The 16,143-nt window shown below is 58.7% G+C and carries 3 protein-coding genes; 1 reads left to right on the top strand and 2 read right to left on the bottom strand.

Annotated elements, in window-relative coordinates:
* Nucleotides 1-2,026 (bottom strand): anaerobic ribonucleoside triphosphate reductase (locus tag ACZM8Y_RS01800; RefSeq protein WP_489501525.1); only part of this gene is annotated, 2,026 nt, incomplete at its 3' end.
* A gap of 1,026 nt (nucleotides 2,027-3,052) precedes the next feature.
* A complete protein-coding gene (locus ACZM8Y_RS01795; protein ID WP_489501524.1) occupies nucleotides 3,053-3,388 on the bottom strand; it encodes a hypothetical protein in 336 nt (111 codons plus the stop codon).
* 848 nt (nucleotides 3,389-4,236) lie between these two features.
* Here ACZM8Y_RS01795 and ACZM8Y_RS01790 point away from each other — a divergent pair.
* Complete coding sequence (locus ACZM8Y_RS01790) at nucleotides 4,237-16,047, top strand: VCBS domain-containing protein (RefSeq protein ID WP_489501523.1); 11,811 nt, start codon at nucleotides 4,237-4,239, stop codon at nucleotides 16,045-16,047.
* The last annotated feature ends 96 nt before the right edge of the window (nucleotides 16,048-16,143 follow it).

Raw genomic sequence — 16,143 nt, 5'->3', positions numbered from 1 at the left:
TGATGGAGCCGTAGCCGACGCCCATGTCCTTCATGGCCCGGATGAGATCCTCGAACGCCTCAAGGTTGTTCACCGGATCGCCGTCCACTTCCACATACGTGATGTGCCCGCCGTTGGTCAGCGCGTGATAGGGCGCTTCCAAACGGATCTTGTTGTACGCGCTGATGCCGTAATAGACCGGGATGTGGAACGAATTGGTATAGTAATCCTTATCCGTAATGCCTTCGATGGAACCGAAGCGCTTGCGGTCGAGGCGCACGAACTTGCCGGAAAGCCCTTCGGCGGGGGTCGCGATCACCGAGAAATTGAGCTTCGTCTCGGCGGCCTTCTTGTCCGCCTTCTCACGGATGAAGCCCACAATCTTGAGGCCAAGCTCCTGCGCCTCCTCGGACTCGCCGTGATGCTTGCCGATGAGCGCCTTGAGGCACTCCGCAAGGCCGATGAACCCTACGGTCAGCGTGCCGTGCTTGAGCACTTCGCGCACTTCGTCGTCCGGGCCGAGCCGATCCGAATCGATCCAGATGCCCTGCCCCATCAGGAAAGGATAATTCTTGCACTTCTTGCACGACTGGATTTCGAGGCGCTCAAGAAGCTGCTCGAAGACCAAATCCACCATCTTGTCCAGCTCAGCGAAAAAGGCATCGACGTCATGGTTTGCAAGGATGCCGAGGCGGGGCAGGTTGATGGACGTAAAGCTCAGATTGCCGCGCCCATTGACGATCTCGCGGCTCGGATCGTTTATGTTGGCCATGACGCGCGTCCGGCAGCCCATGTAGGCGATTTCCGTCTCAGGATGGCCGGGCTTGTAGTAGGCCAGATTGAACGGCGCGTCGATGAAGGAAAAGTTCGGGAACAGGCGCTTGGCGGACACGCGGCAGGCGAGCTTGAACAGATCGTAGTTGGGCTCGCCTTCCCGGAAATTGACGCCTTCCTTCACCTTGAAGATGTGGATGGGGAAAATGGGCGTCTCGCCGTTGCCGAGGCCCGCTTCGGTGGCCAGCAGCACGTTGCGGATGACCATGCGGCCTTCGGGAGAGGTATCGGTCCCGTAGTTGATGGAGCTGAAGGGGATCTGTGCCCCGGCGCGGGAGTGCATGGTGTTAAGGTTGTGCACCAGCGCTTCCATCGCCTGATACGTGGCCTTTTCGGTATATTCAAGGGCCTTCTTGATCGCGAAATCAATGTTCAGGGCGGGGGCGCGCTCGGCAAGAACCTCCCGGACGAAGGCAAGGCCCTTTTCGTCAAGGATGGACTCGTTTTCCTCAATGTAGGCGCGCAGCGCGGCCTTTACGGCATCCTTGCCCTCCATATCGTAGAGATCAAGGATAATGCACAGTTCCTTGATGAAGGTCTTGGCGATGCCGGGGGCGAGGCCGTATTCAAAATTCGGGATGCTCTGCCCGCCGTGCTGGTCATTCTGATTGGCCTGAATAGCGATGCAGGCAAGGGCGCTGTAGCTGCGGATGTCGTTGGGCTCGCGCAGGAAACCGTGCCCCGTACCGAAGCCGCCCTTGAACAGCTTCTTGATGTCTATCTGGCAGCAGGTGGTCGTCAGGGTCAGGAAGTCGAGGTCGTGGATATGGATGTCGCCGTTCTTATGCGCGAGGCTGTGCTTCGGGTTAAGAATGTACATCTCATAGAACTGCTTGGAGCTTTCGCTGCCGTAGCGCAGCATCATGCCCATAGCGGTGTCGCCGTCGATGTTGGCGTTCTCGCGCTTGAGATCGTTGTCCTTGGCATCCTTGAAAGTGAGATCGCGGATGGTGGTCATGAGCCGGGTATTCATTTCCCGGATCTTCGTCCGCTGGTGGCGGTACAGGATGTACGCCTTGGCGGTGCGGGCATGGCCGCTCTTGATGAGGGTCTTTTCTACCAGATCCTGCACCTGTTCCACATCGGGGACGGTGTCCTCGAACTGCTCATTAAGACGCTCCAACACTTCGGCGGCTATCTTGAGCGAAAGGACATAGTCCTTCCCCCCCTGACTGCTGGCGGCACGGAAGATTGCCTGAGCGATCTTGTTCACGTCAAAAGGAACAATGCGTGCGTCACGTTTCCTGATAGAACTAACCATTCGTCATCTCACTCGCGTTATCTAGAAAAAAAGCTGGTTGCCGTTCACAACAGCAGATGCTTGCCACTGAAGGAAACAGGTTCACACATCCAGCATAGCCTATCCGGGGACTTGGGGCTAGTGCCCAACACTCTTTTCCGAAAAGTTCTTTTTTGAACCATCCGTCGTCCGACCACCCGCCATCGGGACGCAAAAAAGGACGCCTTAGAGCAACGAAGCCATCGCTCTTTCGTTAAAACGGGGAGACCCACTATCAAAACTTTCTGAATATCCGAGGGTTGATATGCTCTCCCCGATACCGGGGGCATACGGCAGCGAACCCTCGCTTGTCAGGGGGGATGCCTCTCTGCGTGAAAAAGATGTAAACGCAAACCGGAAGAGGATCAACACCCCCCAGCGTGCCCAAACGAAAGCTCTCACCTCAAAAGCCCCGATAAACAAGGCTTCCATCGGGATGAAAAATTTTTCAGCTTTTTTTATGCCCGGACGAGTCATATCGGGGGCGTTCTGTCAACCGCCAGTTTGCAGCTAGTTACGCATAACATATTGTTGATAATGAATTATTTTTTTCTGAAAATATCAAACTTTCTTCCTTCGCCGTTCCTTTCGGCAACGCATGCAGGCCGTCCTTAAAAAGTAACAATTCCTAATTACAGAAAAAAGCCATCTCAAGAAACACCCCGCGAAAGCCTCCAGAGGCGGCAGAACCTTCCCCCAAAGCCCCGGTTCCTACATGGGGGGGCGCCAACAAAATACAACGCTCTGAAACCGTGAATCCTCTGCCCCGGTTCCTGCACGGAAGATGCGCCCGCTCCCCTTTTGGCGGCAGGGCACCTGTGCGGAAGATGGGGGCTATCCAAGGGAAAACCGTTCCCCTCAGCGCCGCAGCCCGATCCATGCCGGCACTGCTGCGGCCCCATCGGCATCATTGCCGCCGTGTCCCGGCAGTCTGTCCGGGATCGTGCCTATTCTATTATATTAAAGGTAGAGGGGTTCCACCTTGGAGGCCTGCCACCCGTAGGCTGAACGGAGCCTTGGAAGCCTTGCCATGGGAGACGTACCGAAGCCTGCCCCCGTACGGCGGAACGGCCCCACCTTGGGAACCACACTTTGGAAATCCCGTCTGCCAAACCTCCATACCCTGGTAGGCCCCTTTTCCGGCACCAACCCGGACGGTATGCCCGGCATCCAGCCAATGCGCCGCCGGAGCAGGCCAAGTTCACCGGACGAAATATACCCGGCATCCAAAGACTGGTGCGGCACGTTAAGCGTCGCCCATTCCCGGACGGACATATGCCCGGCAACCAGCCACAAATCAGTCCAAGCCTTTCCGGGGCTTGCCCCCGGCAAAAGGTAGGGGGTTCCCCCTTGGAGGCCTGCCCCCGCGGGCGGAACGGAACCTTGGAAGCCTTGCCGTAGAAGACGTACCGAAGCCTGCCCCCGCGCGGCGGAACGGCCCCACCTTGGGAACCCCACTTTGGAAATCCCGTCCGCCAAACCTCCATACCCTGATAGCCCCTTTTCTGGCACCAACCCGTATCCAGCCAATGCGCCGCCGGAGCAGGCCAAGTTCGCCGGACGGAATATACCCGGCATCCAACGACTGGTACGACACGTTAAGCGTCGCCCATTCCCGGACGGACATATGCCCGGCAACCAGCCACAAATCAGTCCAAGCCTTTTCCGGGGCTTGCCCCGGCAAAAGGAGATATTCACGCCTCCAATGAAACTTATATTCAACAATATGAAATATAAAATAAATTTTTTGTAAAACCACCGAAAAGTGAACGCCCCGGCAAAGGGCATCCCCAACATGCCCGGACGCCGCAAAAGCTCCGGCTTCGGATATGATTTTCCCCTGTTCAATGAAAAAACCATCAAAAAAGAAACAAAGCCCCCACAGTGGCGGCCTCCGATGATACTCATCAGCGGGACGGCAAAGAACAGCAACTCTCATTGACAGCCGATGGATGGACGCTTATAGATAAGAAAAACATCCGGTATCCCGCCCCGTTGGGGATGCCCGTCATTTCTTGAGAAACGCGCCTTAGCGCACCTCTCCCCAGCCCGACATCATCAGGACTGTTCCATCGTAGACAAGGCCCTGCACAATTCGTGCAGTGGCCTCTTTTGTTTTTCCTTCCACACTTAAGGAGTCCTGTATGGCGGACATCATTCTCAATAAGCCGGAAGCGGGCACTCAGGCCGTCTTTGAGGCGGCCGGGGACAGCCGGATCGACCTCAACTTCCCTACTGATCAGGCAACGCTGGAACGATCCGGCAATGACCTCATTTTCCGTTTCGACGACGGGGGCACCGTTGCCCTGCGCGATTTCTATACGGCCTATACCAAGGAATCCATGCCCGACTTCGTGATCGAAGGCACCCCGATTGCGGGCGAACAATTCTTTATGGCCCTCAACGAGCCCGACCTCATGCCCGCAGCCGGCCCGGCGGCAAACGCCTCCAACGCGGACGGCGGGCGCTTCCGCGAATACACCGACGCCACGCTCATTGACGGCGTAAACCGCCTTGACGGGCTCGACCTGAGCAGCAGCCGCGCCTTCTTCCCCGAACGCGACCCGTGGGGCGGCCTGCGCGGTAACGACACCCCCAACTTCGAGCCGATCCTCAGCGTCAGCGGCTCACTCAACCTTATCGAATCCGGCGTGCTCCCCGGCGGCAATACCCCCTATGAAGGCATCCCCTCCATGTCCGGCAGCGCCACCGGCACTGACGGCAACGGGGACTCGCTTTCCTTCGGCTTCATCGACGCGAACGGGGCGCAAGTGAGCAGCATCACCACACCTTACGGCGTGATGACGATGGCCCCCGACGGAACCTACACGTACACCCTCGACAACGCCGACCCCGATACCAACGGCCTCGCCCGTGGCGAAACCCGTACCGAAACCTTCACCATCTATGTGAGCGACGGACGCGGCGGCCTCGCCACGCAGGAAATCACCGTCACCATCACCGGCACCAACGACCGGCCTGAGCTCTCCATTGCCGACGCTGCACAGCCCATTCATGAAGACACCGCCTCCGTGGGCGGCAGCTTTGAAGTGGAAGACCCGGACAGCGACAGCGGACAGAACCAGACCTTCCATATCGCCGGCGGCAAGACCACGGACGCCGACGGCAAGGTTCATGACACCACCGGCACGGCTGTCGACGGCTCCCACACCGCCGAAGGCAGCACGCCGGCCACGTTCACCACGGACTACGGCAAGCTGACCCTCGATCCCGCCACCGGGCAGTGGAAGTATGAGCTCGACAACACCAACGAAGAAATCCAGCAGCTCAATGCCGGTGAAAAGAAATTCGAGACCTTTGACGTAACCGTCACCGACGAGCACGGCGCGACCTCCACCCAGACCATTACGGTTACCATCACCGGAACCAACGACATCCCGGTGATCGACACCGAACAGAGCGATTTCCACCTTGCATTCAAGGAACAGGGCGTCTACCAGCCTACGGAAGGCGGCGACGGCAACGCCCCCACTACAGAGGGCGGGATCGGGGAAGGCCAGCATCAGACCGGAATCCTTTCCGGCAAGATCTACGCTTCCGACGCCGACAAGGAAAACGGGGCCGGCTCCACGGATCACGGCGTCAACAAGCTCAACTTCCACGTCGAGCACGCCGGATCGAGCCTGACCGACAGCGACGGCGGCACCCCCACCACGGTAACCGGAACCGGAACCCCCGGCACTGGGGACATCGTCTATACGTACGAATCAGCCTACGGCACCCTGACCTTCCATGCGGACGGCTCCTACGAGTATACCCTGAAAAGCGAAGCGGACAGCGACGCCGTCAACAACCTCGCCCTCGGCCAGACCGTAACCGAGACCTTCACCGTCTACGTCACCGACGCCCAGACCGGAAAGAGCGAACCCCAGACCATCACCGTCACCATCCACGGCACCAACGACATCCCCACGTTGGATCTTTCCAACGACAACCTCAATGGGCTGCTCGGCGGCGACGGCCTCCATGTGGTCGAGGACGGCGTGGGCCGTGAAGACGCCAACACCCCCACCGACGATCCCGGCAAGGAAAACGCCCCATTTACGGGCCATACCACCGACACCGGAACCGCCACCGGTACTGACGCCGATGCAGGGCATATCCTGTATTTCGGCGCGGCTGCGGGCGATAAGGCCAACGGAGCGTTCGATCCTTCCGTGAAGTTCAACACGGCCGACTCCACCGCCACGGGCAACGAGGCCTCTTCCGTGGTCGCAAACGGGCAGTACGGCAGCCTGACGATCAAATCCGACGGTTCCTACACCTACGCCATGAAGGGCGAAGACGAAAACGTCAGCTTTGAGATCGACGGCAAGACCTACACTTCCCTTGATCAGCTCGCCGAAGGCGACACCATTCACGAAACCTTTACCATTTACGTGCGCGACGAGCACAATGCTTGGACATCGCAGACCGTCACCGTGACCATCCACGGCACCAACGACATCCCCACCCTCGAAATCAAGGGCGAGGACTGGAACATCACGCAGGGCGGCGAGCTGTCCATCGGTGGCACATTCACGGTCAGCGACAACGACCGCGACACCGGGGAAAACCAGACCTTCCACATCGAAGGCGGCAAGGCCACGGACGCCGACGGCAAGGAACATGACACCATCGGCACGGCTGCCGAGGGTTCCCACACCGCCGAAGGCAGCACGCCGGCCACGTTCGAGACGGAATACGGCACGCTGACCCTCGATCCCGCCACCGGGGAGTGGACGTATGAAGCCAAGCCCGACGCGATCCAGGGGCTCGGCAAGGACGAAACCAAAATCGAAACCTTTGAAGTGACCGTCACCGACGAGCACGGTGCGACCTCCACAAAGGAGATCACCGTTACCCTGACGGGCAAAAACGATGCTCCGCGGCTCAATGGTGCCGCCATTGAACTGAAGGAACAGGGGGTCTATGACACGGTCAACGCCAACACCCCCACCACGGAACATTCCGGCGGCACGGGGATAGGCGACAGCGAGCACAAGCTTTCCATTGAAGGCAAGCTGGATGCAAGCGACCTTGATCTGAACGACAAGCTCACCTATGGCATCAAGGGCCTGAAGGAAGGCGACGGCCCCACTGCCGACAGCCTGACCGTGGAAATCAAGGGCAGTGACCCCGGCGCCCCCAAGACCGTGGAAGTCGAGGTCACCTCCTCCTCGATTGATCCGGCCACGCATATCCAGACCATCGAGACCAACTACGGCACCCTGACCCTCAACACGCAGACCGGTGAGTTTACCTTCGACATCAGCGGGTCCGACGACGTCGACGAGCTGGCGCAGGGCGAAGAGCTGACCTTCAATTTCCACACGACCGTTGACGACGGCAACGGCGGAACAGCCGACAGCGTTCTGACCGTGACGATCAAGGGCACCAACGATCGGCCCACGCTCGATCTGGCTGAGCCCACCCACGGCGACAACGTCACGACCGAGATCGATGACCAGACCGGCGAAGTCACATTCAACATCACCGAAAAGGCCGACGCCCCCAGTGATACCACCGTTTCCGGGACGCTCAAGTCCGAAGACGACGACCGCGGCGCGAACCTGCTCTACGGCGTGGCGCACGGCAAGCAGGACGTGGAGTCCGAAGCGGGCCGAAACGAAGCCTTTGCTTCCGGTTCCGACGGCAAGCCTGGCATGGGCGAACCGCTCCACCAAGTCGGCGACAAGATCGTGATTGAGGGCGAATACGGCACGCTGACCATCGATCCGGAGAGCAATACCTACACCTACAAGACCAACGAAAACGCCGACCGCCTCGGCCTCGACGCCGACGGCAACCCGCAGACCGGAACCGACGAGTTCACCATCTATGTGCGTGACGAACACGGCGCATGGACGGCGAAACCCGTTTCCTTCACAGTCATCGGCTCCAACGACACGCCGACGATTACGGCTGACGCCACCAAGCACTGGGTCAAGGAAGCGGGCGTTCTGGACACCTCGACGGCTCACGGCACGACGACCGACACCAAGAATACCGCGGATACCTCCGATGATTCCCGCGAGCTGACCGGAGATGATACCGGCCTTTCCCGGAATGAAATTTCCGGCAAGGTTGAGGCCAAAGATACCGACGCCGACGACACCCTGACCCTCAGCATCGGGGCAAAGGAAGGATCAGGCACTCAGGTCAGCGATACGACGACCAACCGCGACGGCAGCATTACGCTGGAAACCCAATACGGTTCCATTACCTTGAAGCAGGACGGAACCTATACCTACACGATCGACGAAGGAAAAACGCAGTCCCTCAAGCAAGGCCAGACCGAGAAGGAAAGCTTCACCATCACCGTGGACGACGGGCACGGCGGCAAGGCTTCCGTGGACATCACGATCAACATCGTGGGCTCCAACGATCGGCCTACCTTGGAACTGGCGCCTACTTCCGACACGATAGTCAGCGATCCCGGCTACGACAAAGATAATAATGAAGTCCCTGAAGACCTCACCGTCACCGGTACGTTCAAGGGCGCTGACCCTGATTCCGATCACTCGCTCGAATTCGGCGTGAGCACCACCCCCGGCAACCGCGATACCGCGTTCCATGCGGGCGATGACAACACTCCCGGCATGGGCGAAGGGATTCATACGGTCAAAGGAACATACGGCACCCTGACGCTTGATCCGAGCAACGGCACATACACCTATACGCTGGACACCACCAAAAACGGCGCGGCGGATAAGCTCGGCCTCGACAAGGACGGCAACCCGGAAACCGGAACCGACGAGTTCACCATCTACGTGCGCGACGAACACGGCGCATGGTCGGAAGAGGCCGTCACCATCACCGTCAAAGGCTCCAATGATATGCCCATTGTCATCAGTACGGGCGAAACGCTCACGCTGAGGGAAGAAGGCTACGACGGCTACGACCCGGAGAAAGGCAATATAGCCGTTGACAGCAAAGACATGCTCACGGGGAAGGTGGAAGCCTCCGATGCGGACGCCAACGATACGCTGACGTATTTCTTCTCTGACAAGAATCACAACCCCATCACCTTCGAGGTGGGTGACAAGATCGGCACCCTGACGCTTGCCGACGGTACGAAAAGCGAGATCTCTATTACCGGGGTCGGGCAGGAAGGGAACGAAATAATCATCTCCACCGACTACGGCGAGTTCCGTCTGGATACCACGAACGGCAAATACAGTTTCACCAAGGCCGAAGAAACACGCTTCGAAAATGGTAAAGAAGTTCTTGATGATAACCCCATCAATGATCTTCAGATCGGCGACAAGGTGGAGCTTGGTTTCACCATCAGCGTGAAGGATAATCACGGCGCGGTGGCTGAGGGCACCCATGACGTCAAGGTCGAGCTCGACGGTTCCAACGACCTGCCTTACGGCAAGATGGCGGACATCTACGTCAAGGAAGATGGCGTCTACTACCATGCCAACACCGGTCACGGCGGCAACAACGCAACTACGGAAGGCAACACCAGCGGAGAGACCCACAAGTTTTCCGGCAAGCTGGAAGTAACGGGCCTCAAGGACGTGGACGACGACGTCAGCGTGGGCCTTGGCCTCGGAGATGGGCAGTTCAAGCTGGATATCAACCTGATGAGCGCCGGCAGGAGCTATTGCAGCGAGCTGGTATACACACTGAACGAAGACGAAACCGTGGGGACGTGGACAACGCACCCCCTGTTGAGCAACGGCGCCGATTACGAAAGGGTCATGGCTGCCCTTTTCAGCGATAACTTCCCGAAGGACGTCTTTGCGGAACTCGAAGAAGCGCTTAAGGCGGATGGGCTGCTGGGAGAGGGTGAGGCTCTCACTTACGGCAACGCTGGGCGTATCCTCCCAAATGTGGAGCTCGGCACCCTTACCGTCAATACAAAGGGCGAATACACCTTTGAGCTTCCCCCGGACGGCTCGGCGGGCAGCATCCTCGTGGATACGCTCCAGCAGGGTACCCAGTCCGGGCGGCCCCTCGACTATACCATCACCGACCCGCACGGCGGCGTTTACAATGGCAGCTTTAACATTGTCATCAAAGGCACCAACGACCGGCCCGAACTGACGTTAGACAGCAGCGATGACCGCATCACGATCGTTGAGAAGACGACAAATGACGGGAAGACGGTAACTGAAGAAGCCCAGATCGAAATGAACGAAGACGGCGACGCCTTCGTCGGCAAGGCCCACGGGACGGATGTGGACTCCGGCTCCACGCTGACCTATGGCATTGCCGGAGGGCATATCGGCAACGCGGACAGCACCGACGTCACGGATCTTCAAAAAGCCTTTGACGATAAACCCGGCGAACCCGGTAAATCCGACGACCCCGGCATGGGCGCGGCACATACGGAAGTTCAAGGCAAGTACGGCGTGCTCACCATCAACCCGGAGACCGGCGAATATGCGTACACGCCGACCGACGACAGCCTTGTCCTTGGCTCGGAGCACGAGGATAAATTCACCATCTTCGTACGTGACGAGCATGGCGCGTGGTCGCAGCAGCATATCACCTTCATCGTGAAGGGCGACGCCGACGCCCCTGTCCTTGTGGGCAATGCCCCTGACGCAAACGTGATCGAGCTCACCGAGGCCGGTGTGGTTGGGAATAAGGACGTATCCGGTTCGCTCCACATCAAGGGCGAGGATCAGGAGACAGATCCGTTTGGAGACGCCCCCAACGGCTACGAACTCGGCTCGTTCACGGTCAAGCAGATCGATACGGTAGGCACTGACGAGACGGCGGCGGGTGAGCTTATCGCCGGGTTCGTCGTGGGCAACGAGTTCCACGTGGGAGACCTGGAAACCCCCTACGGAACCCTGCACGCCGAAGCCGTCAAAGGCGAAGACGGCACTTACGAAGTCGTCTACTCCTTCATCCCACCGGAGCCGGGTTCTCAGGAAGCCAAGAACCTCGACGCCCTCAACGAGGGCGAGCGCAAAGAGCTGTTTGAGGATCTCAAGGTCGGCGTCTATGACTCCGCCCACGAATCCCTCGTGAAGGGCGACGCCAACGGGGAAGGCTCGTTCAACATCAAGGACGGGGATCTTGTCCTGACGCAGGATGTGCAGATCCACATAAACGGCACCAATGACCGGCCCTTCTTCACCGACAAAGACGGGAAGCCCATCACCGAAATCACCATCGGCACGGGCGAGCTGGAGGAAGACGGCAACCATACCATTACCGGCAATCTGAACGCCCACGACCCCGACGCGGGCCACAGCGACGCCCTCACCTACAGCATCGTGGGCAACCGCGGGCAACTGGAACATCACATCCAGGGCAAGTACGGCATCCTTGAGCTTAAAGAGAACGGCAGCTACACCTACACGATCACTAATCCCAAACTGTTGGACGCGCTGAATAAAGGCGAGACGCTCATTGGCTCCGTTTTAGAGCAGGAAGCATTCACCATCCGCGTCGAAGACCCGAAAGGGGCCTACAGCACCGGCAAGCTCGTCATCGACGTCACCGGATCGGCGGACATTCCGATCGTCAAGCCCGGTGCGGGAACGGTGGTTGAGGATAATATCCCGGAAAGCGGCGACGATGAGGGCCTTCCGTCCGTTAGTGGAAAGCTGGAGCTGGAAGGCGTGGTCGATGCCGCGGACAAGGGCGAGGGCGAGCTGAAGTGGACGGTCAGCAACGAGGTCACGGACAAGGAAGGAAATCCGGTCGACGAACCGCTCGGTACACTCACAATCAATAAAGACGGCACCTACACCTACGTCCTGACCAAGAACGGCGAAGATATCGTCCAGTCCATGAACGAAGGAGACAGCAAAACCGAAGTCTTCAAGGTGCAGGTGGAGACCAAAGGCGGCAAGCTCGTCGATACGAAAATCACCATCACCATCAATGGCACCAACGACGCCCCGGAATTTGCCGCCGAGGTCACGGGCCTCACGGGTGGCGTGGTGAAGCAGGACGCGTTCGTCGCTGACGGCACTGCCGACAACCCCGGATTGGTCTACAAGGGAACCATCCTCGGTTGGAAGGACATCGACGACACGGACGTCCGTTTCATGCTGGTCGGTGAGAACGGGGAGCCCGTTACCGAGCTCAAGACCGACTACGGCACCATCGTCCTCACCTATGAGGAAGTAACGGATGATGCCGGAAATATTATCAATGTCATCACGCACTACACCTACACGCTGGACAACGAAAGCGCGAAGCTCAACGAGGCGCTGAGGGAAGCCCTTGAGAAGGGCAAGCCTTTGGAAGACACGGTGCAGGTCGTGGTCGTCGACGCCCACGGCGGGGTTTCCGAAGAGACGAGGGAACTCACCATCGAAATCAAACAACCTGACGACAAAGAGCCTGGTGGAGTGGATGTCAAAGACCCCGGCAATGAGTACACCGGGGAAGTGTATGAAGACGGCGACCGGGAAGATACCCCCGAAGTGGAAAGCACGGTCGTTGAAGGCCAGCTTAAAGCCGAATGGGACGGCGAAGGCCCTGAAGGGGTGGAAGCGCCCAACCGCGTCTTCGGCATCGAAGAAACGGACGCGGAAGGAAACGGAACCGGGAACCAGATCCAGAGCAACGCCGCGTCAGGCAAATACGGCGTCCTCGTCATCGATCCCGTTACCGGGAAGTATACCTATACCCTGCACAACGGCGAAAACGGCGAAGAAGGCCCGGTGCAAAACCTCGCCGCCGGGCAGGTGGTGGAGGAAACCTTCAAGGTCATGCTCAACGGCAAGGTGACGGACTCCACGATCACCATTACCATTCGGGGCACCAACGACGCGCCCGTCATTACCAGCGAGGCCAAAGACCTGAGCCTGAAGGTTCAGGAAGACGCCGAAAAGGGGTTTCAGTCGATGGAAGGAACCCTGAAGGCTGAAGACATCGACTACATCCTTGATGGGAATGGCAACCCCGCGCTCGACGGCAATGGGGATGCAAGGACTGAAACCGAGACGCTTGAGTGGTTCTTCCGCGACAAGGACGGCAACCTCGTCAAAGAGCTGGAAACCGAATACGGCAAAGTCACCCTGAAAGTTGATGAAGGGGGCGAGTGTACATACGTCTACACGCCCAATGTGGATCATCTGATAGAAGGGGAAACGCTTCCCGATTCGTTCACCGTCACCGTGCGTGACCAGCACGGGGAGACGGTTGATCAGGAAATCAACGTCACCATCAAGGGCACCAACACGGGCCCTAAAGTGATCGGGGAACAAGCGCCCCTCTCCGTTCAGGAAGACGTGACCACCACGGCGTCAGGCAAGCTGGACGAGCTCATCTCTGACGACGAAGGGCTTGGGCTGGACAACCTGACCTATTCCATCAACGGGCAGGGCATGGTCGCTGAAGGCAAGTACGGCACCCTGCACATCGATCCGGCTACCGGAAAGTATGTCTATACCCTGAACAATGCCGACCCGACCGTGCAGGGCCTCAGTGAGGCGGACGGTATTCAGAAAGAACACTTCACCCTCGTCGTGACGGATAAGCACGGGACGGAGACGAAGATTGAGCTCACCGTCAATGTCGAAGGCAGCGACGATGCACCGTTGCTGAGCCTCGGCGGGGCCCTTTACGTGCGTGAAGGGGCCGGGGCCATAGGTGGAACCGCCATAGGCTCCGACAAAGACGATGCGGACAAAGGGCATCTGACCTACTCCTTTGAGGGCGCTGAAACGGTAAGAAACGAAAACGGCACGTTTGCGGTTATAAAAAACGAATACGGCGAGTTCAGGATCAACACCAAGACCGGGGAATACACGTTCACGCTCAACAATGAGTCCGAAGCCGTACTTGGGATGGAAGCGGGCAAGTTGTACGAGGTGAAGGTTCCCGTGACCGTCACTGACACGTCAGGACTGTCAGACACAAAGGAACTCACCGTCACCATCGAAGGCACGAATACCGCGCCCATCATCAAGAGCGGTGAAAACGGCGTCATCGAGGCCAATGCAGAGAACCCGCTGATCGAAGACAGCGGCAACACTCAGGTGACCGGGAAGGTGGAGGCCCATGACTATGACGGCGAAGTCGCCAACTACATGTTCGTGAACGCCAAGGGCGAGCTTGTCAGCACGATTGAAGGCAAGTACGGCTCCATCACCATCAATAAGGACGGCACCTACACCTATACGTTCGACAACGGGAAGGCGCAGCACCTTGGCGCCGAAGAACCGGCCGTCGATGGCTTCAAGGTCGTTGCCGTTGATAACTACGGGGCGCAAACCACGGAACCCTCCGAACTCCAGATCTCCATTCAGGGCACCAACGACGCCCCGGTGATCACCTCCGCCGCCCCGACACTCAACCTGACGGAACCGAGCGAAGGGGCCGAAGGGACGGCCCAAGCAACAGGCCGGATCGAGTTTACCGATGCGGACAAAAAGGCTGACGGAAGCTTCCATGACACGCACACCTTCTCGGTAAAGCGCGAAGGAGCGGAAGGGAACGGCGGCCCATCGGCTGAAGGCAAGTATGGCACGCTGACCATAGATGAACATGGCAAATACAAGTACGTACTGACCAGCGACGCGCTCGGAAAAGGAGAGAAGGCCACTGAAACGTTCACGGTCACCGTGGACGACGGCATGGGTGGTACGGCTACCCAGACCATCACCGTCAACCTTACCGGAACCAACGACGCCCCGAAGATTACGAGCTCGCAGATCGACAACGGCACTACGGGCTCCTTCACCTTCACCGACGCCGATGTGAACGACAAACATTCCCTTGCCGTCAGCATCGGCGGCAAGACATATGATGTAACCCTGAACCCCGAAGGCACGAGCGGCACCGCCGCCATTGACGGGCTGGGCACGTTCACATTGACGAAAGGCGAGGGCGGCGCGTGGAACTACACCTTCACCCCCAGCGCCGAAGCGCAGGCCGGGGCCGAACTGGGAAAAATCGTAAAGCATGACTTCCAGATTACCGTCAGTGACGGTCATGCGACTGTGACGACTCCGACAGGCTCCCTGTCCGTGAGCTTTATGGGCACGGGCATCAATGCAGACATGCCACTGGACAATCTGATGCCGGACATGACCCACAGCGATACCCTGCCCGGCACGGACGCGCACGGGAACGCGCTTGCCTACACGTTCGACAATGCCCAAGATGGGGACATCCAAGGGACATTCGGGACGCTGCATTTCGATGCGGAAACCGGGCGATATACCTACACCTTGGATACCTCGGAGGAGGGCCTCCACAAGCTGGCGGAGGCACAAGCTCACGGTTCCGACCTGAAGGAATCCTTCGAGTATACCGTAAACGGCGCTGACGGCACTTCCAACGGCTCGCTGGAAATCAACCTGACGAATCTGCACACGGCTCTCGGCGGTGAGGGCACCGATCCCCTAGGCGATCCAAATGCACCGCATTCGCAAGTGCTTTTTGGCGAAGGCGGCGACGATACCCTCCACGGCGGTTCGGGCAACGACTGGCTGTTCGGCGGCGACGGAGACGATCAGATCTTCGGCGGTATGGGTGACGATATCCTGTTCGGCGGCGCGGGCAACGATTACCTCGACGGCGGGACGGGCCAAAACGCGCTCTACGGCGGTAAAGGGAACGATATCCTCGTCTACAACCAAGGCATGGCCCATGCCAGCGGCGGTGAAGGCATCGACTTCCTTGTCGGGGCCGACAGGGACACGCTGGACAGCTTGTTCGCCGACAAGGACAACAACCCCATCCAGAGCGACATCGAAGTGTTCATCACCTCCAAGCCGGACAGCCTGAGCCTGACGAGTATGGATGATTTGAAGAATATCGGCATCTCCATAGAGGACGACAAGCTCCACCTCTCCGGGGATTGGAAGCCGACGGCTGACGGAAGCGGGGAACCGGGCACCAGCCTCGGCAATTACGCCGAGTTCACCAATGGGAACGGCACCACAATCCTCGTGCAGGCCGATACCCTAGCCAGTGAAGACTTGACGCAACAGCTCGCCCAGAACGCACTGGCCCACGGACAAGGCTGATCACAGGGACGCCGCCGGATACCCTTCCGGCGGCCCCCCTATCCGCCACCAAAAACAAAAGGTTCCGTTCCGGCATACACCGGGGCGGAACCTTTC

The sequence above is a fragment of the Bilophila sp. genome (assembly GCF_057864385.1).
The sequence above is the reverse complement of the archived record's forward strand: the minus strand, read 5'-3'. Positions and strand labels throughout refer to the sequence as shown.

Bases quoted from the DNA above. Each gene is read 5' to 3' on its own strand.
- ACZM8Y_RS01790 (WP_489501523.1), top strand. From the start codon at position 4,237: ATGGCGGACATCATTCTCAATAAGCCGGAAGCGGGCACTCAGGCCGTC.